Raw genomic sequence first — 24,299 nt, 5'->3', positions numbered from 1 at the left:
TCCCGGCCGTCCGGGTTTCCGTTGCAGCGCTCCGGCCCGCGCGGTTAGGGTGCGGCCACCTTGGCTCGCGCGTTCTCCGTCGCTGCCCTGGCGATCGCCGAGGGGGGCGCCAATGCCGTTGGCGCGGTGCGCTTCACCTGCGCCGAGGCGGAGCTCGAGGTCGAGCTGGTCCGGGTCGCCGGCTACGCCGAGGGGTTCGCCCTGGGCGCCGTGGCGGCGCCGGTCCGCTTCGGGGTGCCCTACACGGCGATCCGCGGCCTCTTCCGGCGCGGCAAGGCGCTCTGCGTCGCGCTCGATCCGTCCGCGTGCTCGCCGCACAACTGCTTCGTCCTCGCGCGCTTCGAGGGCGATCTGCCCGGCGTGCCCGGCGTGACCTCGCCGGCGGCGATGGAGGCGATGGAGAGCGCCTACCGCGCGCGCCTCAACGCCCGCATGGCGAGCTGGATCGCGCCGGCGCCGCTCGGCGTGCTCGCGGCCTCCCTGTCCCCCGACTATCTCGCGAGCGGCCCGCTCGGGACCGCGTCGCTCGCGTGCCTCGTCGCGCTCGCGACCTGGCTCGCGCTGCGCTTCGTCGCGCGGCTCGCGACCTGGGGAGGGCCGCCCTCGGACCGCCTGCGCGACGCGCTCGTGGCGGAGATGTCGAGCCGCATGGGCTTCGCGTCGGAGCGGCTCGCGGCCTCGTCCCCCGGCTCGCCGGCCGCGCCCGTGTTCGCGCCCCGCCCGACGCCGCTCGGCGAGCGGCCGGGGCGCGAACCAAGGCGCGGCGTCGAGGAGGGGATCGACGCGCTCCCGCTCCGGGCCCGCGTGCTCGTGCCCGCGGCGCTCGCGGTGATCGGCATCGTGGCGACGATGGCGTTTGTGCAGCGGTTCGCGGCCCCCCGCGATCAGCCGCCGGCCGAGCGGCAGGCGGCGCGCGGCGTCGGGCAGGCGACCCGCGGAGCCACCGCCGCGCTCCTCGCGGGCGAGGTCCGGGAGCGCGCCGAGCCGTCGTTCCCGCACTGCCTCTGCGATCGCGCCGACTCGCCGCTCTGGCGGGCGGGGGTGCCGATCCTCAGCCTGCTCGGATCGACGGGGCCGGACGACGGCGCCGGGGTGATCGCGCCGATTCTGCGGCGGGACCGCGCGGACGACGACGCGGAGAGCGAGGCCGGCGCGGGGCAGGGCGACGCCGCCGGGGAGCAGGGCGACGCCGGGGCGGAGCCGGGCGACGCGGGCCGGGACGGCGGCGTGGCGCGGCCGGCGCGCGGCCGCTACGACTTCGAGCTCGCGGTCGTGAACAACAGCGGCGCGCCCGTCAGCGACTTCCGCGTGCTGCTCACGTTCGCGCGGCGCGATCGCCGCGGCGAGCGCGCCGGCATCACCGAGCGCGGGCTGTTCTGGGAAGGCGCGCTCGGGCCGGGGCGCGCTGTGAAATGGCACGTCGAGGCGCCCGGGACGGAGGTGAAGATCGAGCCGGGCGTGACGGGCATGCTCGACGGCGAGACCGGGGTGGCGTCGCCCGACGCTTTCTTCCAGCTGACGCGCGCGCGCTACCGCGTCGTGCGCATCCACGCGGCGATGATGCTCGCCTGGCTCCGCGACCCGCGCGCCCGCGACGCGCTCGTGGCGCTCCTGCCCGCCGCGCCCGCGGAGGAGGCGATGCTCGGCCGGATCCGGCGCGCGACGGCCGATGTCATCCCGTGCTCGGCCGCGGTCGTCGAGGGGCGGCTGCGCGCGTGCCTCTTCAACGGCGGCGTGAATCCGGTGCGCGGCGTGACGCTGCGCGAGGTCGCTGCGGGCGAGGGCGGCGCGCCGCGCTCCTGGCCCGTCGCGGCGACCCTGCCGGTGCACGAGGGGGTGGAGGTCACGCTGCCCCTCGAGGGGAGCGCGGCGCCCGAGGAGCTCGAGGTGGTCCCGCAGGAGCGATGAGCCGATGATGGGGGGATGAAGAGAGGCTTCAGGGCCGCGCTCGCCCTGGTCGCCCCGCTCGCCGCCGCGCTGGCGCAGCTCGCGGGGGCCCGCGAGGCCGCCGCGTGGGCGCCGCTCGATCTCGAGGTCGTCCCCCGCTGGCGCGAGCTGCCGGCCCGCTACCACATCAACGGGGGGACGATCCCGGGGCCGCTCTCCAGCTTCGCCGCCGCCAGCATCGAGGCCGGCTTCGCGGCCTGGTCGAGCCCCGGATGCACGGCGTGGGAGGTCGAGCTCCTCGGCGACACGGGTGACGGCTACAACTTCGACGACGGCAAGAGCGTGTTCCTCTGGATCAGCGACGGCTGGCCTGGCGAGCTCGGGCAAGCCGACTCGGTGATCGCCGTCACGATGCCGATCTGGGATGCCGACGGTGTCATCGGCGAGGCCGACATGATCTTCAACGACGTCGGCTTCTGCTGGAACGACACGGGTGATGGAGGCTGCATCGATGTGCGATCGATCGCCACGCACGAAGAAGGGCACTTCCTCGGCCTGGGTCACACGAACGTGCGCGGCGCGACGATGCTGGGGTTCTACCCGGGCGGCACGTCGGCGCGCACGCTCGAGGAAGACGACATCGAAGGGGTCTGCGCCCTCTACCCGATCGCCGGGACGAGCGCCGCGAGCTCGGGCGGCGGCTCCGGCGCGGGCGCGACGGCGGCCTCGGGCGGATCGGGCGGATCGGGCGGCGCGGCGTCGGGGGGCGAGGACAGGCCGAAGAGCGGCCATGTGGACGAGGCCGAGGGCGACGCCGGTTGCTCCTGCTCGGGCGCTGGCCAGCCGCCGATCGCTCCCGGCGCCCTGCCGATGACGGCGCTCGGCGCGCTGCTGGCCATCTGGCGCCGGCGGCCGCGCCGGACCCCGCGCGAGCGGCAGCGATCGGGTGGGGTAGGAGAGCGCGCCCCCCGCGTTGTCGCGCGGACGGGTGCGCTTTACAACCCAGCGCAGCCGGGGCAAACGTCCCGCCATGCCCGAGCCGAGCACCGCAGCGTTCGAGGCGGAGGTCGCGCGTGCCCTCCGCTCCCTTGAGGCCGACAGCTCCGTTTCCGCCCTCGATCCGCTCGGCGATCCGGCCGGCGCGGCGCGCGCCCTCTCGGCGGAGGGCGGCGGCGCGCCGCTGATCCTCCGGGCGGCGCCCGAGCTTGGCGCGCTGCGGCGGGAGCAGGATACAGGCTTCGGCCCGGCGCCGCGGGACCCCGTATGGCTCCGGATCGAGCGCGGTGCGAGCGTCCTCCGGCTGGCGCCGCTGAGGCTCGCGGGCGCCCGCCACGCGCGGCCCGAGGCAGGCGGGGCCGGGGAGGGCACGGCCGAGCCTCGCGACGCGGTGGGCGTCCAGGTGATCTCGGAGCGGCGCCCATGCTGCGGCGCCGCCACGTGCACGCGCGAGCGGACCTACGTCGCCGCCTGGCTCGCGCTCGCCGCGCCCGTGCCCGCGCGCGCCACGGCGGCGCGGCGCCTGCTCGTCGCCGAGGCGCAGGATCTCGAGGCCGCGCCGGCGGAGGCGCTCGTCGAGGCGGTGGCGGCGCCGCTCGCGGCCGCGCTGGGCGTCCCGCTGGAGACGGCGCGGGGGACCGAGCCGCCCGGCGCCATCGCGCCGCGGCCCCTCCCGGAGCCTGCCCCGACTCCGCCGCCAGCGCTGCCGGCCGCCGCGCTGTCGCGGTTCGCGATCCGGAGCGAGGGCGAGCTCCTCGTCTTGCGGGATTACGCGAGCCACGGCCCGCGCGGCTCCGCGGCCCGCAACGCGCTCATCGGGGCCGCGCTGCTGCTCGCCGCGCTCGCGTTCTGGATCCAGGTCATGCGGAGCGTCTCCGCGGGGGAGAGCGGCATCGCCATCGGCGTAGGCAGCGCCGCCGCGCTGCTCTCGCTCGCGGGCTACGCTTTCCTGGGCGTCGCCAGGTTCTCGTCCCGTTACGCGGCGCGCTCCGCCCCGGTCGTGTCGTTCGGCCCGGGCCGCTTCGTCGTCGCCCCCTGGGTGAGCCGCACCGGCGCCATCGACCTGCGCCCCGAGGGCCGGCTGGGGGCGGCCATCTCCGCCGGGGAGGTCCGCGACATCCGCGTGCTCCCGCGCGGCGATCGGTTCGCGGTCGAGATCGAGACCGACCACGGGCCCATCGACGCCCTCCTCACCGAGCGCGAGGACGTCGCGCGCTACTGGCGGGACGTGATGGATCGCGCCGTCGCCTCGGTGCGCCACGCCGGCGGCCCCTCCGCCAAGCAGCGCCTCCGGGCGCGCGCCCAGGCGCAGCAGGCCCCGGCGGCGGGCTGAGCCGTCCCTGAGATCTGCGCCTGGCGAGAGGCGAACGACGAGGCTGCGCCTGCTGGCATGTGCCAATCGCGTGCCGGTGTGTGCCAGAGGGCTCGAGCGCGCGGAGCCCCGACCTGGCGTTTTTCGTCATGAGTTCGCGTGTGGATTCGTGCGGGGAATTCGTGTGGCGATGGGACGGCGCGCGGGTTGCTTGGGGCGGCAGTGAAACGTCGACTTCGATACGAAAGGATCTGCCCATGCCTTTACCCTTCCCGGTGCTCGTCCCTTGTAGCGCGTGCGGTTGCCACGCGCGCCCCGGCGAGGACGAGTGCCCGCACTGCGGCGCTGCCATGCGCACGGCGGACGGCGCTGTCCCGCGCACGACGATCGCCATGCTCATGGGCTTGACGGCCGCGTTGCTCCAGCCGCTTGCCTGCGGCGGCGACGTCATCGAGCACCGGGACCAAGGCACCTCCAGCAGCTCGAGCGGGGGGACCGGCGGTGACGTCAACATCGGAGGAGCTTACGGAGGCGGTCCATCGGTCAGCACGAGCACGACAGGGGGCTTCGGCGGCGATCTCGGCGTCGGTGGGGCTTACGGCGGCGGCCTGTCGGTCGGCGGCGCTGGCGGCACGGGCGGCGCGGGCGGGACAGGAGGTGACATCGGCGTCGGTGGGGCGTACGGCGGCGGCTCGTCGGTCGGCGGCACGGGCGGCGCGGGCGGCGCGGGCGGGACAGGAGGTGACATCGGCGTCGGTGGGGCTTACGGCGGCGGCTCGTCGGTCGGCGGCGCTGGCGGCACGGGGGAGTGAGCCGATGATCGAGCCGACCACGGTCCCCGTCCGCGCGCTCATGCCTGCGGACTTCCTGGAGGCGAAGCCGATCTACGCGGTCTGGGAGCTCACGATGAAGTGCGACCAGCCGTGTCAGCACTGCGGTTCGCGCGCCGGCGCCGCGCGTGACGCGGAGCTCTCGACGGAGGAGGTGCTCGAGGTCGCCGCGAGCCTCGCGCGGCTGGGCTGTCGCGAGGTCGCGCTCATCGGAGGCGAGGCGTACCTGCGCGAGGATCTTGCCGAGATCATCTCGTTCCTCGCGCGCAGCGGCATCCGCGTGATCATGCAGACGGGCGGGCGAGCCTTCACCTCCGAGCGGGCGAAGGCGCTCCGCGCCGCGGGGCTCACCGGGCTCGGGGTCTCGGTTGACGGGCCGGCGCACATCCATGACGAGCTGCGCGGCAACGTCGGCAGCCACGCGGCCGCAATCCGCGCGCTCGACAACGCCCGGGCCGCCGGCCTGATCACGACCGCCAACACCCAGATCAACCGCCTCAACGCGCACCTGCTGCGCGAGACGTGCGCCGAGCTGCGCTCGTACGGCATCCAGACCTGGCAGGTGCAGCTCACCGTGCCGATGGGGCGCGCGGCCGATCATCCCGAGTGGATCCTCGAGCCGTGGCGCGTGGTCGAGGTCGTCGACACGCTCGCCGCCATCCAGCGCGAGGCGCTCGAGACGCACGTGGCGGGCGTGCCATTCAACGTGTTCGCGAACAACAACATCGGCTATTTCGGCCCGCACGAGCAGCTCATGCGCTCGAGGCCCGGCGGCGGGGAGGCCCACTGGCGCGGCTGTCGCGGTGGCATCAACCTGGTAGGCATCGAGTCCGACGGCACCGTGAAGGCGTGTCCATCGCTCCCGACCACGCCTTATGCCGGCGGCAACGTGCGCGAGCTCGCTCTCGAGCAGCTCTGGGAGCGCTCGGAGGAGGTCCGGTTCGCCCGCGATCGCGACGCGAGCGAGCTCTGGGGGCACTGCGCCACGTGCTACTACGCAGACGCCTGCCGCGCGGGGTGCTCGTGGACCGCGCACTGCACGCTCGGCAAGCGTGGCAACAACCCGTTCTGCTACCACCGCGTGACGCAGCTCAAGAGGCGGGGCATCCGCGAGCGGCTCGTCATGAAGCAGCGCGCGCCGCACGTGCCGTACGACCATGGCGTCTTCGAGCTCGTCGAGGAGGCCTGGGACGCGCCGGCCCCACCGCCGCCCGAGCCGGTGGTACCGAGGAACGCGCGCCGGCGACTGGCGATGGTTCCAAGAACGTAGGCGCTCGCACGGCTCCACGGGTGCCGGTCGCCCTCAACCCTGGAAACCCTCAACTCCGGACGCCCTCCGGACGCCCTCAACCTCGGTCGATCGGACGCGGACGCCCTCAACCTCGGTCGGTCCCAACCTCGGTCGGACGTCCACCCTCGCCATCGCCCTCAACCCCGGACCCTCAACCCCGGTTGGATCGGACGCCCCAGCCTCGATCGGTTGGACGGGACGCCCTCCGGACGCCCCAACCTCGGTCGGTTGGACGCCCTCCGGACGGACGCCCTCACCCTGACGACCTCAACCCCGGTCGGTCCCAACCTCGGTCGGACGTCCCTCCACAACCTCGGTCGGATGTCCACCATCGCCCTCAACCCGGGACACCCTCAACCCGGGTCGGGTCGGACGCCCCGGACGCCCAACCTCGGTCGGTTGGATGGTCGGTTGGATGGGACGCCCTCAACCCCGTTGCGCGCCGGGCTCAATTCTCCTTGTACGCCGCTCTTTCTCATGTAATGAACTCGTTCAGTGAACGCGTTCACCCAAAGACCCGGCCGGCGCGACGCCCAGAAAGACGCGACGCGCGCCCGGATCCTCGAGGCCGCGCGCGACCACTTCGAGCGCCACGGCTTCGAGGCCGCCAACGTCCGTGCCATCGCCGCGGACGCGGGCGTGGCCGCCGGCACGGTCCTCCTCCACTTCGCCGACAAGCGCGACCTGCTCCACGCCGCGCTGTTCGATGACCTCGCCGCCACCGCGGCCGAGGCCGTCAGCGACGAGGAGCCCGGCTCCCTCGAGCAGCGGCTCCACCGGCTCGGGGCCGCCTTCTTCGCGTACTACGCCCGCCGGCCGGCCCTCTCGAAGACGCTGCTCCGCGACGCCCTGTTCGCCGACCCGCCCTGGCAGGCCCGCTTCACCGAGCAGGTCGCCGCCGTGCACGGCCGCGTCGTCGAGCTCTTCAACGCCGCCCGCGCGCAGGGGGAGGTCGCCGACGACGCCGACCCCGCGCTCTTCGGCGTCGCCTTCTTCTCCTTCTACTACTTCGCGCTGATCGCCTGGGCCCAGGGCGCGCATCCGTCGCCCATCGCTCTGCTCGATCGGCTCGTCGCTCAGCACCTCTGCGGCCTCCGCCCCGCAGCCAACGTCAGGAGGGCTCGATGACGTCATCCATCATGTTCCGCAGTCCAGAGGCGCGCGCGCGCATCGCGGCGTGGTTCGACAGGTTCCACGAGAAGCTCCCGGTCCCGACCCGATCGCGCGAGGTCTCCACCCGCTTCGGCGCCACGCACGTCCTCATCGCCGGCCCCGAGAACGCCCCGCCGCTCGTCTGCCTGCACGGCGCGCTCGCCAGCTCCGCGCACCTCATGCCCGAGCTCGGCCCGCTCCTCGCGCGCTACCGCGTCCACGTCGTCGACGTCATCGGCCAGTCCGTCAAGAGCGCCGACGTCCGCCTGCCGATCGACGGGCCCGCCTACGCGGAGTGGCTCACCGACGTCCTCGACGCGCTCGGCCTCGCCCGCACCCACCTCCTCGGTGTCAGCTGGGGCGGCTTCGCGGCCCTGCGCATGGCCCAGGTCGCGCCCGCCCGCATCGACCGGCTCGTCCTGATCGTGCCGGCGGCTCTGGTGTCGGGCTCCGCGTGGCAAGGCCTCACCCGCATCGCGATCCCGATGGCCCTCTACCGCGCCTTCCCCTCGGAAGAGCGCCTCGCGCGCCTCGTCTCCGGGCTGTTCTCCACGCACGACGACATGTGGTGCTCTTATTTCGGCGACGCCGTGCGCAGCTACCGGCTCGATTTCCGCCCGCCGCCGCTCGCCACCCCCGCGTCCCTCGCCGGGTTCACGCGGCCCGCGCTCGTGTTCGGCGCCGACGACGACGTGAGCTTCCCCGGCGCGAAGCTGCTCGCGCGCGCGAAGGAGCTCCTGCCGCGCGCCGAGACCGAGCTGCTCGAGGGGTGCCGCCACTCGCCCCCCACGGACGACGCCTTCCGCGCGCGGCTCTGCGGGCGGATCGCGCGCTTCCTCGGGAGCGACGCCGCGCGTGACGCCGCCGCCGCCGACGTCGCGCCGCCCCCCGCGCCGCCCGGGATCGCCGCGCCGGTCGCGTGACCCTCCGCCGCGCTCCCGCCGGCGAGCCCCTCCTCAGTGCCCCGACACGTCGTCGACCTGCGCGAACGCCTGGATGAGACGCTCGCGCGCCCGCGCCGACAGCGGCGGCGCCTCGATCGAGCGCACGTTCTCCAGGAGGTGCTCCACGCTGCTCGTCCCCGACAGGATCACGTGCGCCCCGGGCTCGTCCCTGCAGAAGCGGTACGCCGCGTCCGGGAGCGACGAGGCGCCCTCTCCTTCCAGGAGCCGGTCCAGCCCCTCGTCGCCGAGCTCGGGCGACACCTTGCCGCGCGCCGAAAGGTCCGCGAGCAGCTCCCGCAGCCGATCGGGCCGGCTCAGCGCCCGCCGGACCGCGAACATGATCAGCGTCCCGATGTCCTTCGCCCGCGTCAGCGGGAACACCCGCGCTCGCGCCGACTGGTTCAGAAGGTTGAACCCGACCATCACGACGTCCCACACATCGTCGCGGAGCGCCTGCTCGAGCGTCGCGTGCGTCGGATCGGCGGCGAACGCCTCCGTGATGCCGAGGAAGCGGATCTTGCCCTGCTCGCGCAGGCGCAGCAGCACGGGGACGATCCGCTCGCGCAGATCGGCGTACTGATCCGGCAGCACGCCGTGCAGATGGTAGATGTCGACGTGATCCGTGCCGAGCCGCTCAAGGCTCGCATGCAGCGACGACACCACGTCTTCCGGCCGCAGCGGCGCCTCGAGGCGCGTCGTCTTCTTCGTCGAGAGCACCACGCGGTCGCGCGGCACCTCGCGGAGCGCCTTGCCGATGAGCCCCTCGGTCCCGTACGCCTCCGCCGTGTCGATGAAGTTCACGCCGCGCTCGATGGCCGCACGGACGAGCCGGAGCGACTCGGCCTCCCCGATGCGCCCGGACCCGAGCCGGCTGTCGCCGCCCGCGCCCAGGCCGAGCACGCTGACCTCGAGGCCGGTCCGGCCCAGGATGATTCGATTCACGATCGTCCTCTCCCTCGATGAACGGTGATCGTCACGGCGCCCGCGCCGGGCGCGGGCTCACTCCTTCGGGGCGACCTTCCACGACGTGAACCGCCGCTCGACGCGCATGAGCAGGTGATTGAACGTCAGCCCGAGCGCCGTGATGGTCAAGATGCCGACATACATGCTCGGGATCTGGAAATTGTATTGCGCGTAGATGATCAGGTATCCGAGCCCCGCCTTGGCCCCGATCATCTCCGCCGCGACGAGGACGAGCAGCGAGTACGCGCCCGCCAGGCGGATACCCACGAAGATCGTCGGGACCGCGGCCGGCAGGATGACCTTGCGGAACAGCTGGAGCGGCGACAGCCCCATCGTGCGCGCCGACTTGACGAGCAGCGGATCGACCCCGCGCACCCCGCTGATCGTGTTGAGCAGGATCGGCCAGGTGCACGAGTAGATGACGAGCGCGATCTTCGAGGACTCCCCGATCCCGAGGAGCAGCAGGAACACGGGCAGGAGCGCGAGCGCCGCCGTGTTGCGCAGCACCTCGAGCAGCGGATTGAGCGCGTCCGCCACGCCCTTGTACCACCCGATCGCGAGCCCGAGCGGCACGCCCACCGAGATCGCCAGCGTGAAGCCGACGAGAGAGCGCGACAGGCTCGCCTTGATGTGGCTCAGGAGCTGCCCGTTCTGGAGCAGCTGCCACCCTGTCTCCAGCACCTCGGAGAGCGGCGGAAGGAACGCCCCCTCCACGAGGCCCACCCGCGGCGCCGTCTCCCACAGGGCGGCGACCGCGAGGAGGATCCCCGAGCGCGCGAGGGCGCGGCCGAGCCACCGCGCCGCGTCGCCCACGAGCTGCCCTTGCTGCGACTCCTCGGGCAGCGGAATCGATTGCTCCAAACTAGCCATTGACCGCCACCACGCCCGCCACGGGGCGGCTCTCCGCCGCACGCCTCTGCCGCTTGCTCCGCTCCTGCTCCTCGGACTTCAGCACCTCCTCGCGCAGCAGCGTCCAGATCTCGTGCCGCAGCCTGCCGAACTCCGGCGTCGACCGCGCGTCCTCGTAGCCCCGGATCTCCTCCGGGATATCGATGACCCGCTTCACCCGGCCGGGCCGGGACGTCATGATCGCGACCCGCTGCCCGAGGAACACCGCCTCGTCGATGCTGTGCGTGATGAACAGGATCGTCTTGCGCGACCTCTCCCAGATCCGGAGCAGCTCCGCCTGCAGCGATTCGCGCGTCTGCGCGTCCAGCGCCGCGAACGGCTCGTCCATCATCAGCACCTCCGGGTCGTAGGCGAGGCTCCTCGCGATGGCCACCCGCTGCTTCATGCCGCCCGACAGCTCGTGCGGATACCGATCCTCGAAGCCGGAGAGGCTGACCAGATCCAGGTAATCCTGGGCGATCTCCTTTCGCCGGCTCTCCGGGACGCCCTTGGCCTCGAGCCCGAACTCGACGTTCTCGCGCGCCGTCCGCCACGGGAAGAGCGCATACTGCTGGAACACGATCCCTCGATCGAGGGCCGGGCCCGTGATCGGCTTGCCGTCGAGCAGGAGCTTGCCGCTGCTCGGCTTCGACAGCCCGCCGAGCAGATCGATGAGCGTCGACTTGCCGCACCCGCTCGGCCCGACGAGGACCATCAGCTCGCCGGCCCTCACGTCGAGGTTGAGGTCCTCGATGGCCGTGAATCGCGCGCCCTCCTTGGCCCCCGCCGGCCCTTTGACGGCGAATGTCTTGCTCACATTGTGGAACTGGATCTTGTTGCTCATGGCTTCTCCTGCTCCCGAACCTCGACGAGGGCGCCCCTTCACGGACCGCCGTTGAGCACGCCCCGTACCAAGCGTGAGCCGGCTCTCTGGACGCAAATCCGCTATAACAGATGGCGCCCTGCTGCTGGAGCAGCAGGCGCTTGCTCACGGAGTGTTGCTACAGCAACAGTGGATCCGTCCTTACGAACCCAGCGCGCTCTGCAGACTGTCCGACGAAGACGAATGGCAGTTATTTCGACGTGCGCGAACGCCCCGGGTAAATTTCACCCCATGACCGCCGCCACCACGTCATGGGGAGAAGTCGACGCCGAGAAACTCGCGGGCAAGCGCGCACGCCTCTTCGAGCGAGCGCCGCTCGCGATCGTCCAGTACGGCAAGGAGCTCACGATCGAGGACTGGAACGGCGCGGCCGAGCGCCTGCTCGGCCACGCGCGGAAGGAGGCGCTCGGCCAGCGCGTGGACGAGCTCCTGCCGGCGTCCGGCAGCCCCGGCGCGTGGCGGCAGCTCCTCGCGGAGGACGGGGCGGCCCCCCGGGTGTGGAGCCACGTCAAGAAGGACGGCGCCGTGGTGAGCGTCGAGTGGCGCCACGAGCGCATCCTCGACGAGCATGGAGAGATCATCGGCGTCGGCGTGTTCGGGCAGGACGTGACGGAGCGGACCGAGCAGGATCGCCGCCACCATCAGAGAGAGGTGATCCTGCAGGCCATCACGCAGTCGCTCCCGATCATCGTCTGGGCCATCGACCGCGAGGGGATCTTCACGTGCCACGAGGGCAAGGCGCTCGAGGGCATCGGGCTCCAGCAGGGCGCGCACATCGGCAAGAACGTGTTCGACCTCTACGCGAGCAACCCGCACGGGTGCGAGGTGCTGCGGCGGGCGCTCGCGGGCGAAGCGAGCCATTCGGAGTCCCTGACGCACGGGGTGTTCTGGGACAACTGGGAGGTCCCCATGCGCGACGAGCAGGGCGAGGTGTCCTCGGTCGTCGGCTTCACGCTCGATATCAGCAAGCCAAAGAACACAGAGCAGGAGCTCCGGGCCAGGCTGGACCTCATCGAGCGGCAACAGCGGGTCATCCGCGACCTGTCGACTCCCATCATCCAGGTGTGGGACGGCGTGCTGACCCTGCCGATGATCGGCGTGCTCGACAGCGCCAGGACAGCGGAGGTGATGGATACCCTGCTCGACGCGATCGTCCGCACGGGCTCGCGCTTCGCCATCCTCGATCTCACCGGCGTCGAGCTGGTCGACACGAAGACCGCGAGCTACCTCCTCGATCTCGTCGCCGCGATCAGGCTGCTCGGCGCCGAGGGCATCGTCGCGGGCATCCGCTCGAACGTCGCCCAGACCATCGTCAGCCTCGGGCTCGATCTGGCCAACATCACCACCCTCGGGAACCTCCGGGCGGCCCTCCAGTACTGCATCCGTCAGATGGGCAAGGAGCGCGCGGCCGGCGCGGCGCACGCTTCGCTCCACGGCGCCGCGCCGCGGCCCCAGTGACAGCGCCGCGCGGACGACCGCTCCGGCGCGGCGCTCCCTCGGCTCCCCTGCGATCCCTCACCATCGCCGCGCTGGCTCACGGCTTCCGCGGCGTCGGCTTCGCCGTCTCCGCGGCCCCCATCGCCCTGGCCAGCGCGTCGACGACGACGCGGACCGCGGCGCGCGCGGGCGCGGCGTAGACCGCGAAGCTGGCGCGCTTCGAGGCGCCGTACTCCGGCAGCACGCGCCGCAGCGCGCCGCTCTCGAGCTGATCCTGGACGACGTAATCGGGGAGGTTCGCCAGGCCGACGCCGGCGACCGCGGCGTCGCGCAGCGTGATCGTGTCGCTGGAGCGGAACGTGCCGCTCACCGGGACGACGCGCTCGCCCTCGGGGCCCACGAGCGTCCACCGGGCGACAGGCTCGAGGTTGAGCGTGATGCAGTCGTGGTCGGCCAGGTCCTCGAGGCAGCGCGGCGTCCCGTGGCGCCGCAGGTACCGGGGGCTCGCGCAGAGCACGCGCAGGTCGTCGGCGAGCCGCCGCGCGACGAGGGAAGCAGGGGAGATCTCGGCGGCCAGGCGCACCGCCACGTCGATGCGCTCGGCCACCAGATCGACGATGCGGTCGGTGAGGTCGAGATCGATGCGGAGCTCCGGGTACCTCGCGCGACAGGCCAGCACCGCGGGCGCGACGCGGATCGAGCCGAGGACGGTGGGCGCCGAGATGCGCAGCGTCCCGCGCGGCGTCCCGTCGAGATCCGCGACCGCCCGCTGCGCCTCCTCGATGTCCGAGAGGATCCGGTCCGCGCGCTCTGCGTACAGAGTCCCTGCCTCCGTGAGGCTCACGCGGCGCGTGGTGCGCCGGAGGAGCTGCGCGCCGAGGCGCTCCTCCAGCCGCGCGATCTGCTTGCTGACCGACGACGACGTGAGCCCGAGCGCCCTCGCCGCCGCCGAGAAGCTCTGCCGCCGCGCCACCTCCAGGAACGCCCTCATCTCACCGAGGTGACCGCCCGCCGGCTCCATCCCATTCGTTCCTTCCGCGACGCAATCCTCGTCGGCGGGCCAGCATTATCATACGCGCGTCGAAGATCTAGTTTCCTGGAGCGCGAGGCGATCGCCTCGCCGCGAAGGAGGCATTCATGCTCACGCAGGCTCGCGGGCACACGGGCGTCGCGCTGCTGCTCTTCATCCTGGCCGCCACCCTGGTCGCAGATCGGCTCGCGGCGACGCCCCCGGCGCAGGGCGGGTCGACCTCGCCGAGCGCGCGGTACGACCTCGCGCAGATCGACCCGCGGGGGCGCGCGAACGGCGGACCGAGCGCGGCCGGCGCCCCGGCGGGGGCTCAGGCCACGCGATCGATGGCCCCCTCCACGCCCTCCTGCTTGGAGCAGTGCGCACAGCAGTAGAACGCCCCGCCGGCCTCGATGCCGTGCCCCACGATGCGGCAGGCGCAATGGGCGCACACGGGCGCGAGCTTGTGAATCGCGCACTCGAAGCAATCGAAGGTGTAGCTCGTGCCGCTCACCATGATTTGAAATGCCTTGTCGTAGCTGTTGCCGCAGCAGTCACACGTGTTCATGCAAACCTCTCGACGGTTAGGGGATGACGTTGCGCCGCGCGCCGAGCGCGGCCGGCCCTCGCGATCACCCCGGGCTCCTTGGGCGGCTGTCCCGGCGCCGGCGGGTCTTCGATCTCCGGAGAGGGTTCTCCGGGCGCTGGTGGAGGGGGCGGGGGGTCCCGACGCGCCGGCTCGCCAGGATCGGGGTCGCGCCGCGGGGGCTCGCGCGGCGCCGGATCCTGCACCGGCGGACCCCGTCCGGGATCGCCGACGGGCTCGGGGTTGGGCGTTCCTCGGGAGGGGGGCGCATTCACCGGCATGGACGGTTCTTTCCTCGCGCGTCCTTGGCTGACCTCGTGTTGACGCGGTGCAAATAAGGCTGCATGAACCGCGCCACGAGCGCCTCCGAGCGGAGCGGCTCGACAGCGCGACGTGCTGTGCCCGCGCGGTCCTGAACCGCGCTCGCCGCGGCCCTCCACGGCGCGCATTCCTGTCACAGTGAGGCGCGGCTGCATGGCTGGGGCCGGCGCGGCGAGCCGCCCACGCACCTTCACCTCGACGTGCGCTCGCACGGCGAGGCGCCGTCCTCAGCACGCCCGCGCGCCGGATCGGGCTCAGCAGGCGGCCGCGAGCGAGCCGGATGGGCCCGCCCGTCGACCGCCAGCGCTTCACTTCGGGAGGAACTGAAGGATCTGTCCGAGCGCCTTGGTGAGGCTCTCGGCTTCCAGCACGTCGGGCAGCACAAGCACGCCGAGCACGCTGAGGCCGATGCCCATCAGCGAGCCTCCGGCGATCACGCCCGCGCAGATGGCCTCGGTGTTCTCCGCGGCGAGCGCGTACCAGGGCCGCGCGGGCGGCGCGTCCGAGCGCCCGCCCGGCGCCGTCTCGCTGAGCCGTGTCTCCTGCTCGCGCTTCTTGCGCCAGAGCGCGGCGCGCCGCTCGAGCAGCCAGAAGAGGAACGAGCCGAGGAACATCGACCAGATATCGGTGAAGTTCAGGATGAACGCGAGCCCCAGGGCGACCGCGGAGAGGGGGAATCGGTTCTTCGTGACCTGCCTCGTGATCTCGACGAGGATCCCGACGATCGCCCCGACCACCACCGCGGACTTGGCCGTCGGGTGGAGGAAATCGAGCCCCTTCATCAGCACCTCGGCGACGGCCTTCCACGTGAGCGCGCTCGGGACCGGCAGCCGCTCCGTCCCGTAGCGGCCGATGTCGCCCTGGATGAGCACGAAGTACCAGACGGGCACCGAGAGCACGAGCCCCGCGACCGTCCCGAGCACGTGCCCCATCGCCTGGTGGCGCGGCTTGCCGCCGAGCATGTAGCCCGGCTTGATATCCATCAGCAGGTTCGCCGTGTTGCTCGCGACCTCGGCGGTGATCCCGGCCGTCATCAGGTTCGTCGTGATGTTCTTCGGCGCGAGCGCGCCGTAGGTGAGCTGCGTCAGCTTGCCGAGCGCCCCGGTCGGGGTGATCGCCGTGATGCCCGTCGAGTTGACCGCGATGAGCGAGAAGATGAAGACGAGCGGGATCGCGAGCGCCCCGAGCCACCAGGAGATCCCGAACCAGAGCTGCCCGAGCACCACGATCACCGCGCCGACGACGGGTATGCCGATGATCGACAGCTTCACCGGGAGCTCGATGTCCGCGAGCACGTCCGTCGCTCCGCCCTTCTTGGTGAGGCCCTTGAACGCGTCGATGATCACCTTGGGCTTGGAGAAGAAGGCGTAGAGAGAGGACGTCGTCATGCACGCGACGCCGCCCCACAGCGCCCAGAGGGTGATCGCCCCGAACCCGAAATGCCCGTTCTTCGGCAGGATGATCCCGCGCTCGATCAGCAGCGGGGCGAGGATCCAGTAGTTGAGGATGCCGCCGAGGAGGAGCGACACGCCGGTCCGGATGCCCATCAGGCCGCCCGTGGCGACGAAGATGATGCTCGTGTCGAACCGGATGGTGAGCTCGTTCAGGGGGGTGCCGCGGATGGCCGGCGAGAGGCCCCAGCGCTTGAGCAGATCGGCAAAGCCCCCGCCATAGAGGAGCTCGTCGTAGTAATGCGGGATGTTCTTGAGCGCGAAGAGCGCGCGCATCACCTTGTCGTCGCGGAGGAGCTCGAGCGCGGCGCTCAGGAGGCCGCCGCCGAGGAGGAGCTTCGCCTTGAAGAGGCCCTCCTTCTCGTCGCTCTCGTGCAGCGCGTCCATCACGACGCCGGCGGCCATCCCCTCGGGGAAGGGCTGCTGCTCGTCGTTGATGAAGCGCTTCTTCATCGGGAAGGCGAAGAGCACGCCCAGGATGGCGAGGACGAACATCCAGACCATCGCCTGGCCCATCGGGATGATCGTCGTCGTGACCATCGAGTAGGCCGCCAGGCTCGTGAAGAGCGGCGCGTTCATGTATCCGGCCGACGTCGCGATGGACTGCATCGCGTTGTTCTCGAGCACGGTCATGTCGCTGCCGAGGCCGAGCCTGGAGAGCACCTTGAAGAGCCCGAAGGCCAGGATCACGCTCGTGATCCCGACGCCGAGCGACCAGCCGGTGCGCGCGCCGATGTACAGGTTCGTGAGCGACAGGAAGGCGCCGAGGAGCATGCCCGTGATCGCCGAGCGCCACGTCAGCTGGGGCATGTCGCCGCGGTAGACGTTCTTCAGCCACCATGCGTCCTTCTCTTCGAGCGACATGGTGTGAACCTGCTCTGGCGTGAGCTGTTTGATGGCCATTGCGCGGCGACCTCCTCGCACCTTGTACCATGGTGGGCGACGCGCCGCGCATCTCTTCGGCGAGCGCCTACGGCGCAGATCTCGCCGATTTCCCGTTCACGCCATCGCCCCCGCGCCCCGCCGCCGATCCCGGCGAACCCATGCTGCGACGGAATTGCTGGCTCCGTGTCACGAGGCTCGCGCCCGCCGGCGCCGTTCGCGCGCGCGGCCGGAGGCTGCCTCGCCTCCGCGGAGCGCTCCTGTCTTCCTCAACGTCGCACCGGCCTCCGATACCCGCTCTCGGACCTCGCCGCGCAGTGAGCGCATTGGAAGCACGACCCCTCAACGCGCCTCGGGGTGGAGCAGGCGGACCATCGCCTCGGCGACGCCCGCGGCCGACGCGGGGTTTTGCCCCGTCACCAGGCGCTCGGCGACGACGACCTGCTCCTGCCACGGCGCTGCAGGCTGGAAGAGCGCGCCGCGCTCGACGAGCCGATCCTGGAGAAGGAACGGCACCACGGCGTCGAGCTTCACCGCGCGTTCCTCTTCGTTCGTGAACGCGCTCACCGGCTTGCCGGCGACGAGGTACTGTCCGGACGAGAGGCGCACGTTCACGAGCGCCGCGGGCCCGTGGCACACGGCGCCAACGACGCCGCCGCGCTCGTAAATGCTCGCGGCGATACGCGCGAACGCCTCGTTGTCGGGGAAGTCCCACATCGTGCCGTGCCCGCCGGCGAAGAAGATCGCGGCGTAGCGAGACGGGTCGACGCTGGCCGCCGGCATGCTGTCGTGGAGGCGCCCCGCGAGCGCGCCGCCGTCGAGGAACGGAGCGCTGGCCGGTTCGGGCTTGTCGATCCCGTCGAGCGGCACGCGGCCGCCGCGCGTCGAGGCGAAGTCGACGGCGATCCCCGCCTTCGTGAACTCCGCGTACGGGTGCGCGATCTCGGGCAGGTAGGCGCCGGTGCTCTCCCCGGTGGCGCCCTTCTTGTCATGGCTGGTCATGGCGATGAGCACTCGCTGGTTCATCTCGTTCTCCTTGGCTTGTGTTTGGGTCGGGTGAGCGCTGTCGGGCGTTGTGCCGCCCGCGCACCCGGATGAGACGGCGAACAGGGCGGCGAGCAGCGTGGTCAACGCCGCGCGGCGCCCGCTGTGACGATCCGGAGCGGTCATACCCAACACCTAGGCTCTCCGGCGCGAGCCTGGTAGACGACGACAGGGCGAAGCATTTGTACTAGGGTGTTGAGAATGGTCGCGCCTTCGCTCGCCGGCACGCTCCCGAACGTCGAGGCGTTCTGCCGCACCTACGAGACGGGGAGCTTCACCCGCGCGGCGCGCATGCTCGCCGTCACGCCGCAGGCGACGAGCCGGAGCGTCGCGCGCCTCGAGCGCAGGCTCGGCGTGACGCTCTTCCGGCGCACCACCCGGAGCCTCGCGCCGACCGACGAGGCGCGCCGCTATTACGAGCTGTGCACCCAGGCGCTCGCGCTCCTGTCCGCGGGGGAGCGCGAGCTCGCGGGCGAGCGCGCCTCCCCCGAAGGGCGCGTGCGCATCAGCGTCCCGACGACGTATGGCCACCACCGTTTGCTCCCGGCGCTCGGCGTGTTTCGCGAGCGCTACCCCGGCATACGGGTCGACATCCACGTGTCGAACCAGAACGTCGACTTCGTTCGGGAGGGGCACCACCTCGCGATCCGCATGGGAGCGATCGCCGACAGGACGCTCGTCGCCCGCAAGCTCGGCGACTTCGCGCTCGGCGTTTACGCGAGCAGCGGCTACCTGGCCCGCCACGGCGCGCCGCGCTCTCCCCCCGATCTCGCGAAGCACACGTGCATCGCGTTCCAGATGCCGCGCTCGGGTCGGGCGCTCTCGTGGGTCTTCCACCCCGGCCCGACCACGCTCGTCCCCGACGCCCACTACCGGTGCTCGGAGGACGTGCTCGGCATCATCGGCCTCGCGCGCGCCGGCGTCGGGCTCGTGCAGACGTACGACTTCCTCGTCGAGGACGACGTCGCGCGCGGCACGCTGGTACAAGTGCTCGTGCCGTTCCGCGGCGCGAGCCGGCCGTTCTCGCTGATTCACCCGAAAGGCACCGTCCTGTCGCCCGCCGCCCGCGCGCTCAAGGCGTTCGTCATCGAGCGCGAGGCGGCGCGCGTGAAGTGAGAGCACGAGCGCGGCTCGCTGCTTCACCGTCGCCCGCGCCAACCGGGATCGGGCTGTGTTAACCTCGGCTCGAGTCGGCGCCTGTCATCCGATCCGAGAGGACCTCTTCGTGACCACCACGACGTACGCCGTCACCGTCCCCGACTGCGGTCTTGCCGATGTGACCGTCGCTGCCCGCGGCGAGGGGCGGCCGATCCTGCTGCTGCACGGCGGCGCCGGGCCTCAGTCGGTGGACCGCTTCGCCCAGACCCTCGCCAAGCGCGAACGCGCCCGGGTGATCGCGCCCACCCACCCCGGCTTCCGCGGCACCCCCCGACCAGAATGGCTGGACAGCATTCCCGCCCTCGCCCGGCTCTACCGCGCCCTGCTCGATCAGCTCGACCTCACCGAGGTCACCGTCGTCGGCAACTCCATCGGCGGCTGGATCGCCGCCGAGCTCGCGCTGCTTGGCAGCCCCCGAATCCACGGCATCGTCCTCGTCGATGCCGTCGGCATCCACGTCGCCGATCAGCCCGTCGCCGACGTGTTCGGCCTGCCCAAGGGCCAGCTCGCCGAGCGTAGCTACCACGACCCCGCGCCCTTCCGCATCGACGTGTCCCGGCTGAGCGAGGCGCAGCGCGCCGCAATGGAGGCTTCGATCGCCAGCAACTTCGCCGCCCTGCGCATCTACGGCGGCAGCATGACGGACCCGACCCTGCGCTCCCGGCTGTCCGCCATCACCCTTCCCACCCTCATCGTCTGGGGCGACAGTGACCGCATCAGCACGCCCGACTATGGCCGCGCTTACGCGGCGGCCATCCCCGGCGCCCGCTTCGAGCTCCTCGCCGACACTGGCCACCTCCCGCAGATCGAGAATCCCGAAGCGTTGCTCACCCTGGTCTGGAGCTTCGCCGTCACCCACGCCACGAGGAAGCCGGCTGGCCACGGTTAAGCGCGCTTCGGTGACGCGGCCCGACCGTTCCACCGCCCAGGTTCTAGCGGCGCTGCCGCTGCTCGGCGATCGCCGCCGCGGCCTCCGCCTCGGCCTCCGCCTGGACGGCGACGTCGTCCGGCAGCGCCTGAACCGCAGGGAACCGCACGCCGAACACGCCGGCGCCCGCGGCGACCGGCGCCACGCGCTCGCTCGTGGTCCGCGCGTCGAGCTCGACGATCCGGTTCACCGTGCGCTGCATGGCGATGGCGACGAACAGCCAGGTGATCGGACCGGTCAGGAGCTGGATGTACGGGATGACGCTCGCCACACACGCCGCGATGACCAGGCCCCGCGGCACGCCGTCGGGCATGCCCCGCAGGCGGCACTGCAGGTTCACGCGATCACAGAGCCGGAGGCCGTTCCAGAAGATCCAGTAGTAGTTGAAGTACGGGGCGAAGTGCAGGCCGATGGCCTTCCCCACGGAGGGATCGTCGCGCTCTGCCTGCGGCAGCTGGGCGTGCATCGCGTTGAAGCGGATGAACGACACGATTCCGAACGTCACGACGTGCAGCAGCGCCGTGGCCCACACAGGAAACGCCTCGAGCTGATGCCGCGCGAGCGCGACCCGCTCGCCGGCGCCCAGCCCGGCCACGCCGCCGCGATACGTGTTGGAGGCAACAGGCTGCCGGCCGACGCGCTGCGCCAGCAGGGCGTGACGCATGGCCTCGTTCTGTCGGCGCAGGCGCTCGTTCTCGGCCTGAACGTCGTCGAGCTTGCCCGCGAGCGCGTCTCGATCGGAACGGAACACGGGGCAAGTATAGCGCCGCGCCCGGGCCCAGCAGGCCGAAGCGGAGGGCCGAGGGAGTGATCAGGCCCCATGGCCCGCACGAGGCACGAGATGGAGAGCCATCGCGCTCCCGGCGCAGGTCAGATGGGGTGTCAGTCGCTGTCTCGGCCGCTGCCTGAGAATCCGTCTTCCCGGCGCGCGAAGAGGACGTTGAACGTCGTGAGCGTCCCGTAACAGCCCGTGATGTACGCCTGGAGCTGGACCTTCTCCGCGTCGCTCAGCCCCTCGTGCCCGTTGATCTTCTGCTCCAGCACGCGCAGCTTGTCGCGGAGCATCACGATCTTGTGGAAGAACACGTCGAGCGGGATGCGCTTCTCGGCCGTGCCCTCCTTCCCGGGCCGGAGCACGATCTCCCCGCCTTCCCAGCGGCCGCCGATCTCCGCGCGGCCGACGCCGAGCTCCTCGGACAGCACCTCGCGCAGCACACGGCGGAACTCGTCGATATCCATGTCGATGTCGATCTCCCTTGGCAGCGGCGAACGGAAGGGCTGCGGCGCCGCGCTCGGCCGGCGCTCCGGCGACGGGGCGCGCTCGGGCGCCCGCGGCCTGACGCCAGTGCCGCGCGGCTGGCCCGCCGCCCGGGGTGGCGGTGGCGGCGGAGGCGCGCCCTTGGCACGGTAACGGGCGCACGTCGCTGTCGCCTTGATCGGCGGCGGGTACACCTCGAGGGCGCACTCGCCGACGCGGCCGCGCGCTGGATCGTCGTGCGCCCGGGTGAATGCCGCGCAGCTGCCGCACCGACCCGCGTAATCGTTCACTGCGGCGGGACTGTACCAGCTTTGCGGCTGTCGGGGAGCGCCTTGTCGACGCACCGAGGCGCCTGCCAGCGACGCCGCGATCCGGTCCCGGTGCCACGCTCGGTCCCGGTGCCGCGCTCGCCTGTCGCAGCGAGGGCGAGCCCGCCGCGGTTCGGCTACCATGTCTGGCCGTGCGCGCCCCGGCCCTGCTCCCCGCCCTCGTCTCCGCCGCCGCCCTCGCTGCCTGCGCCGCCGAGCCGCCGCCACGCGCGCCGGCGCCTCCAGCCGCCGCGCCGTCGCCGCCCGCCGCGGCGCCCTCGCCCGCTGCCGGGGCGGAGCCGGCGGCCGCGCGGCCGCCGCTCGAGTTCATCCACGACGACGTGCCGCGGGCGCGCGAGAAGGCCCGGACCGAGGGCAAGGCGCTGTTCGTCGATGCGTGGGCGCCGTGGTGCCACACCTGCCTGAGCATGAAGCACTACGTGCTGACCGATCCGTCGCTGCGCCCGTTCGCCGATCGGGTCGTGTTCGCGGACGTCGACACGGATCGACCGGAGAGCGCGCCGTTCCTGGAGCGGCACGAGGTGACCGTGTGGCCGACGTTCTTCGTCCTCGAGCCGGCGGGCGGCGAGGTGATCGGGCTCTGGCGGGGCGCCGCCTCGGTCGAGGAGCTGCGTGAGCTGATCCGCGAGGCGCTTCTTGCGATGGATTCCAAGGCTGCGTCGGCGCTGCCCGCGGACGATCCGAACCGCCTGCTTGTCGAGGCGAAGCGGGCCCACAGCGCGGGGGACCACGCCGCGGCGGTGTCCGCCTACCGGCGCGCCCTGGCCCGGGGCGGCGAGGCCTGGCCGCGGCGCAGCGAGGCGCTGCTCGGCCTCCTGGCGGCGCTCTACCGCAAGAAGGACGCCGCGGCGTGCGCGGAGCTCGGCAGCGCGCACGTCGGCGAGGTGAAGGGCGCGGCGCTGCCCGCCGATTTCGCGAGCGTCCTGCTCTCCTGCGCGGCGGCGCTCCCCGGCGGCAAGGCCCAGCGGGCCGCGCGCGAGGCGGCGGTCGCCCGGCTGCGGTCGATCGTCGCGAGCCCGCCCGCGGACGCGAGCGCGGACGACAGGGCCGACGCGTGGGGCCTGCTCGCCGAGGGGCTCGAGGCGCTCGGCGACGCGGGCGGGGCCCGCGCTGCGAGCGAGTCGAAGCTCGCCGTGCTGGAGCGGGCCGCGAAGGAGGCGAAGACGCCCGAGGCGGCCGCCGCGTACGACTACGGGCGCGCCATGGCGTATATCGCGCTCGGCCGCGGCGAGGAGGCGGTCGCGATGCTGAAGGAGCGCGAGGCGCAGATGCCCGGATCGTACGAGCCGCCCGCGCGGCTCGCGCAGGTGCTCCACGCGACGGGCCGCGACGCCGAGGCGCTCGCCGCGGTGGAGCGCGCCATCGGGCGCGCCTATGGCCCGCGCCGGCTGCGCTACCTGAAGCTCCGGGCCGAGATCCAGCAGCGGCTCGGGCGGGGCGCGGAGCAGATCGCCACGCTGCGCGAGGAGGTGGCCGGCTACGAGGCGCTGCCGAAGGGCCACGCCAGCCAGGCGGCCCTGGACGACGCGCGGCGGCGGCTCGCCGAGGCGGAGAAGGCCCAGCGCGGCGGCGGTGCGAAGAAGCGCTGACGGCGGCGCGCCGAGGCGGAGAAGGTCCAGCGCGGCGGCGGTGTGAAGAAGCGCCGCCCGTCGCTTCCGGCGCCCGCTACGTCTCGGTGCCTACGACAAGGCCCGTCACGCGGAGGCGGTCGCTCGCGTGCTCCTCCGGGAAGATCACGGTGATGTCCATGTCGATGGTGGAGGGCATGGAGGTGCTCCCCGAGGTTCGCACCGTCAGGCTCCCGGTCGCGCTGGTCGCGCTCACGGCGGCGTCAGCTGAGCCCTGGGCGTCCGGCGCGCAGCTGGCCGCCCCCTTGCGCATCAGGATGCGCGACACACGCCACTCCTCCGGGACCGTGACGATGTCGAACCCCACAGGCGACTGCCTGCTCGGCGCCTCGGCGTAGAGCACCACGCAGAGGTCCGCCTCTGGCCGGGCCCTGTAGACGGTGAGGTGATCGAGCCCGCCAGGCCAGTAAGAGGCGGTGTAGCGGCCGACCTCGGGCTCGATGCAGGAGGCGTTCGCCGAGACATCCACCCCGGCCTGCTGCGCAGCGCACGCATTGCAGTAGAACTGGTTGTCGCACCCGCAGACGCCCGGGCAGTCCTCCGGGCACCCCCCGGGCCGAGGGGTGCACCGGCCTGTGGTGTCGAACGTTCCGCACGAGTCGTCGGGGAAGTCGCAGAAGTCCTCCTTGCCGCAGATCCCGCCGCTTCGCCCGCCGCACGCGAGCGGTGTCGCGCCGCTCGAGGTCGAGCTGACGGAGCCCCCAGCACTGCCGGTGCTGCCGCCGTTGCCGGTGCTGCCGCTGTCACCGGTGCTGCCGCCGTTGCCGGTGCTGCCGCTGCCGCTGTCGCCGGTGCTGCCGCCGTTGCCGTTGCCGGTGCTGCCGCTGTCGCCGGTGCTGCCGCCGTTGCCGGTGCTGCCGCTGATGGACGGTATATCGACCGCGCCATCGCAGGCGGCGAGAAGAAGCCCGAAGAGAAGTGAGGATAGGCGCGCGTGGCTCATACGCGCAGTATGGCATGCGCGCCGGCCCGCCAAGAGCAGCCATGCCGTTCGCCGGAGCCGAGCGTGGTCCGCGAAGCTCCTGAAGGAGAACACGGCCAAGATTCCAGAAGACGCCAAGGTGGAATTCCAACCTTGGTGTCTTCTGGCGTTCTCACGGTTTCATCGACTTACCGTCCGCT

At 72.3% G+C, this 24,299-nt stretch carries 21 protein-coding genes; 11 read left to right on the top strand and 10 right to left on the bottom strand.

What is annotated here, in order from left to right:
* The first annotated feature begins 60 nt into the window (after positions 1-60).
* From WMF11_RS27150 to WMF11_RS27120, 7 genes are all read left to right on the top strand, one after another.
* Positions 61-1,908, top strand: coding sequence for a hypothetical protein (locus WMF11_RS27150; RefSeq protein ID WP_437972772.1), 1,848 nt, complete (start codon positions 61-63; stop codon positions 1,906-1,908).
* Between the two features lie 15 nt (positions 1,909-1,923).
* Entirely contained in the window at positions 1,924-2,979 is a 1,056-nt protein-coding gene (locus tag WMF11_RS27145) for a matrixin family metalloprotease (protein ID WP_437972771.1), read from the top strand.
* The gene (locus WMF11_RS27140; RefSeq protein WP_437972770.1) at positions 2,918-4,216 is read left to right on the top strand and encodes a hypothetical protein; all 1,299 of its coding nucleotides are present in this window, start codon (positions 2,918-2,920) and stop codon (positions 4,214-4,216) included. Before WMF11_RS27145 ends, WMF11_RS27140 begins: the two co-directional genes overlap by 62 nt.
* A gap of 236 nt (positions 4,217-4,452) precedes the next feature.
* The gene (locus tag WMF11_RS27135) at positions 4,453-5,007 is read left to right on the top strand and encodes a hypothetical protein (protein WP_437972769.1); all 555 of its coding nucleotides are present in this window, start codon (positions 4,453-4,455) and stop codon (positions 5,005-5,007) included.
* A gap of 4 nt (positions 5,008-5,011) precedes the next feature.
* On the top strand, positions 5,012-6,295 hold the full coding sequence (locus WMF11_RS27130) for a radical SAM protein (protein WP_437902192.1): 1,284 nt from the start codon (positions 5,012-5,014) through the stop codon (positions 6,293-6,295).
* 516 nt (positions 6,296-6,811) lie between these two features.
* Positions 6,812-7,444, top strand: coding sequence for a TetR/AcrR family transcriptional regulator (locus WMF11_RS27125; protein ID WP_437972768.1), 633 nt, complete (start codon positions 6,812-6,814; stop codon positions 7,442-7,444).
* On the top strand, positions 7,441-8,391 hold the full coding sequence (locus WMF11_RS27120; protein ID WP_437902190.1) for an alpha/beta fold hydrolase: 951 nt from the start codon (positions 7,441-7,443) through the stop codon (positions 8,389-8,391). The genes WMF11_RS27125 and WMF11_RS27120 overlap by 4 nt, the downstream gene beginning before the upstream one ends.
* 33 nt (positions 8,392-8,424) lie before the next feature.
* Here the strand turns inward: WMF11_RS27120 and WMF11_RS27115 are convergent, their stop codons facing one another.
* Genes WMF11_RS27115 through WMF11_RS27105 form a run of 3 tightly spaced genes read right to left on the bottom strand, consistent with a single transcriptional unit; the run spans position 8,425 to position 11,107 of the window.
* Positions 8,425-9,354, bottom strand: a complete 930-nt coding sequence (locus tag WMF11_RS27115) for an aldo/keto reductase (protein WP_437972767.1) — start codon at positions 9,352-9,354, stop codon at positions 8,425-8,427.
* 57 nt (positions 9,355-9,411) lie between these two features.
* Positions 9,412-10,245: an ABC transporter permease gene (locus WMF11_RS27110; protein ID WP_437972766.1), complete on the bottom strand. Its 834-nt coding sequence runs from the start codon at positions 10,243-10,245 to the stop codon at positions 9,412-9,414.
* A complete protein-coding gene (locus tag WMF11_RS27105; RefSeq protein ID WP_437972765.1) occupies positions 10,238-11,107 on the bottom strand; it encodes an ABC transporter ATP-binding protein in 870 nt (289 codons plus the stop codon). The genes WMF11_RS27110 and WMF11_RS27105 overlap by 8 nt, the downstream gene beginning before the upstream one ends.
* A 270-nt stretch (positions 11,108-11,377) precedes the next feature.
* On the opposite strand from WMF11_RS27105, the gene WMF11_RS27100 reads away from it, so the two are divergent.
* The gene (locus WMF11_RS27100; protein ID WP_437902186.1) at positions 11,378-12,604 is read left to right on the top strand and encodes a PAS domain S-box protein; all 1,227 of its coding nucleotides are present in this window, start codon (positions 11,378-11,380) and stop codon (positions 12,602-12,604) included.
* A 76-nt stretch (positions 12,605-12,680) separates the two neighbouring features.
* On the opposite strand, the gene WMF11_RS27095 is transcribed toward WMF11_RS27100, so the two are convergent.
* From WMF11_RS27095 to WMF11_RS27080, 4 genes are all read right to left on the bottom strand, one after another.
* Positions 12,681-13,604 (bottom strand): LysR substrate-binding domain-containing protein, encoded by a 924-nt coding sequence (locus tag WMF11_RS27095; protein WP_437972764.1) that lies wholly within the window; start codon positions 13,602-13,604, stop codon positions 12,681-12,683.
* Between the two features lie 319 nt (positions 13,605-13,923).
* Complete coding sequence (locus WMF11_RS27090; protein WP_437292665.1) at positions 13,924-14,160, bottom strand: hypothetical protein; 237 nt, start codon at positions 14,158-14,160, stop codon at positions 13,924-13,926.
* A 647-nt stretch (positions 14,161-14,807) separates the two neighbouring features.
* Positions 14,808-16,853: an OPT family oligopeptide transporter gene (locus tag WMF11_RS27085; RefSeq protein WP_437972763.1), complete on the bottom strand. Its 2,046-nt coding sequence runs from the start codon at positions 16,851-16,853 to the stop codon at positions 14,808-14,810.
* Between the two features lie 321 nt (positions 16,854-17,174).
* A complete protein-coding gene (locus WMF11_RS27080; protein ID WP_437540951.1) occupies positions 17,175-17,858 on the bottom strand; it encodes a type 1 glutamine amidotransferase domain-containing protein in 684 nt (227 codons plus the stop codon).
* 219 nt (positions 17,859-18,077) lie between these two features.
* Here WMF11_RS27080 and WMF11_RS27075 point away from each other — a divergent pair, with 219 nt between their 5' ends.
* Positions 18,078-18,992, top strand: a complete 915-nt coding sequence (locus WMF11_RS27075) for a LysR substrate-binding domain-containing protein (RefSeq protein ID WP_437972762.1) — start codon at positions 18,078-18,080, stop codon at positions 18,990-18,992.
* 109 nt (positions 18,993-19,101) lie between these two features.
* Positions 19,102-19,923, top strand: coding sequence for an alpha/beta fold hydrolase (locus WMF11_RS27070; RefSeq protein WP_437902182.1), 822 nt, complete (start codon positions 19,102-19,104; stop codon positions 19,921-19,923).
* Between the two features lie 43 nt (positions 19,924-19,966).
* Here the strand turns inward: WMF11_RS27070 and WMF11_RS27065 are convergent, their stop codons facing one another.
* Positions 19,967-20,713, bottom strand: coding sequence for a hypothetical protein (locus tag WMF11_RS27065; RefSeq protein WP_437902181.1), 747 nt, complete (start codon positions 20,711-20,713; stop codon positions 19,967-19,969).
* A 131-nt stretch (positions 20,714-20,844) separates the two neighbouring features.
* Positions 20,845-21,510 carry a hypothetical protein gene (locus tag WMF11_RS27060; protein ID WP_437972761.1) on the bottom strand — a complete coding sequence of 222 codons (666 nt, stop codon included), beginning with the start codon at positions 21,508-21,510 and terminating at the stop codon, positions 20,845-20,847.
* Positions 21,511-21,680: 170 nt separating this feature from the next.
* On the opposite strand from WMF11_RS27060, the gene WMF11_RS27055 reads away from it, so the two are divergent.
* Entirely contained in the window at positions 21,681-23,138 is a 1,458-nt protein-coding gene (locus WMF11_RS27055; protein WP_437972760.1) for a thioredoxin family protein, read from the top strand.
* Positions 23,139-23,214: 76 nt separating this feature from the next.
* Here the strand turns inward: WMF11_RS27055 and WMF11_RS27050 are convergent, their stop codons facing one another.
* Entirely contained in the window at positions 23,215-24,120 is a 906-nt protein-coding gene (locus tag WMF11_RS27050; RefSeq protein WP_437902178.1) for a hypothetical protein, read from the bottom strand.
* Positions 24,121-24,299: the final 179 nt, after the last annotated feature.

The sequence above is a fragment of the Sorangium sp. So ce295 genome, assembly GCF_051527405.1.
In the GTDB taxonomy this organism is placed as follows: Bacteria; Myxococcota_A; Polyangia; order Polyangiales; family Polyangiaceae; genus Sorangium; species Sorangium cellulosum_B.
Note: the sequence above shows the minus strand (reverse complement) of the source record. Positions and strands in the feature narration are given on the sequence as shown.

Coding starts and splice junctions, on each gene's coding strand:
- WMF11_RS27110 (WP_437972766.1), bottom strand. CDS start 10,245: ATGGCTAGTTTGGAGCAATCGATTCCGCTGCCCGAGGAGTCGCAGCAA.
- WMF11_RS27080 (WP_437540951.1), bottom strand. CDS start 17,858: ATGAACCAGCGAGTGCTCATCGCCATGACCAGCCATGACAAGAAGGGC.
- WMF11_RS27085 (WP_437972763.1), bottom strand. CDS start 16,853: ATGGCCATCAAACAGCTCACGCCAGAGCAGGTTCACACCATGTCGCTC.
- WMF11_RS27100 (WP_437902186.1), top strand. CDS start 11,378: ATGACCGCCGCCACCACGTCATGGGGAGAAGTCGACGCCGAGAAACTC.
- WMF11_RS27090 (WP_437292665.1), bottom strand. CDS start 14,160: ATGAACACGTGTGACTGCTGCGGCAACAGCTACGACAAGGCATTTCAA.
- WMF11_RS27105 (WP_437972765.1), bottom strand. CDS start 11,107: ATGAGCAACAAGATCCAGTTCCACAATGTGAGCAAGACATTCGCCGTC.
- WMF11_RS27095 (WP_437972764.1), bottom strand. CDS start 13,604: ATGGAGCCGGCGGGCGGTCACCTCGGTGAGATGAGGGCGTTCCTGGAG.
- WMF11_RS27135 (WP_437972769.1), top strand. CDS start 4,453: ATGCCTTTACCCTTCCCGGTGCTCGTCCCTTGTAGCGCGTGCGGTTGC.
- WMF11_RS27130 (WP_437902192.1), top strand. CDS start 5,012: ATGATCGAGCCGACCACGGTCCCCGTCCGCGCGCTCATGCCTGCGGAC.
- WMF11_RS27050 (WP_437902178.1), bottom strand. CDS start 24,120: ATGAGCCACGCGCGCCTATCCTCACTTCTCTTCGGGCTTCTTCTCGCC.
- WMF11_RS27075 (WP_437972762.1), top strand. CDS start 18,078: ATGGTCGCGCCTTCGCTCGCCGGCACGCTCCCGAACGTCGAGGCGTTC.
- WMF11_RS27140 (WP_437972770.1), top strand. CDS start 2,918: ATGCCCGAGCCGAGCACCGCAGCGTTCGAGGCGGAGGTCGCGCGTGCC.
- WMF11_RS27120 (WP_437902190.1), top strand. CDS start 7,441: ATGACGTCATCCATCATGTTCCGCAGTCCAGAGGCGCGCGCGCGCATC.
- WMF11_RS27145 (WP_437972771.1), top strand. CDS start 1,924: ATGAAGAGAGGCTTCAGGGCCGCGCTCGCCCTGGTCGCCCCGCTCGCC.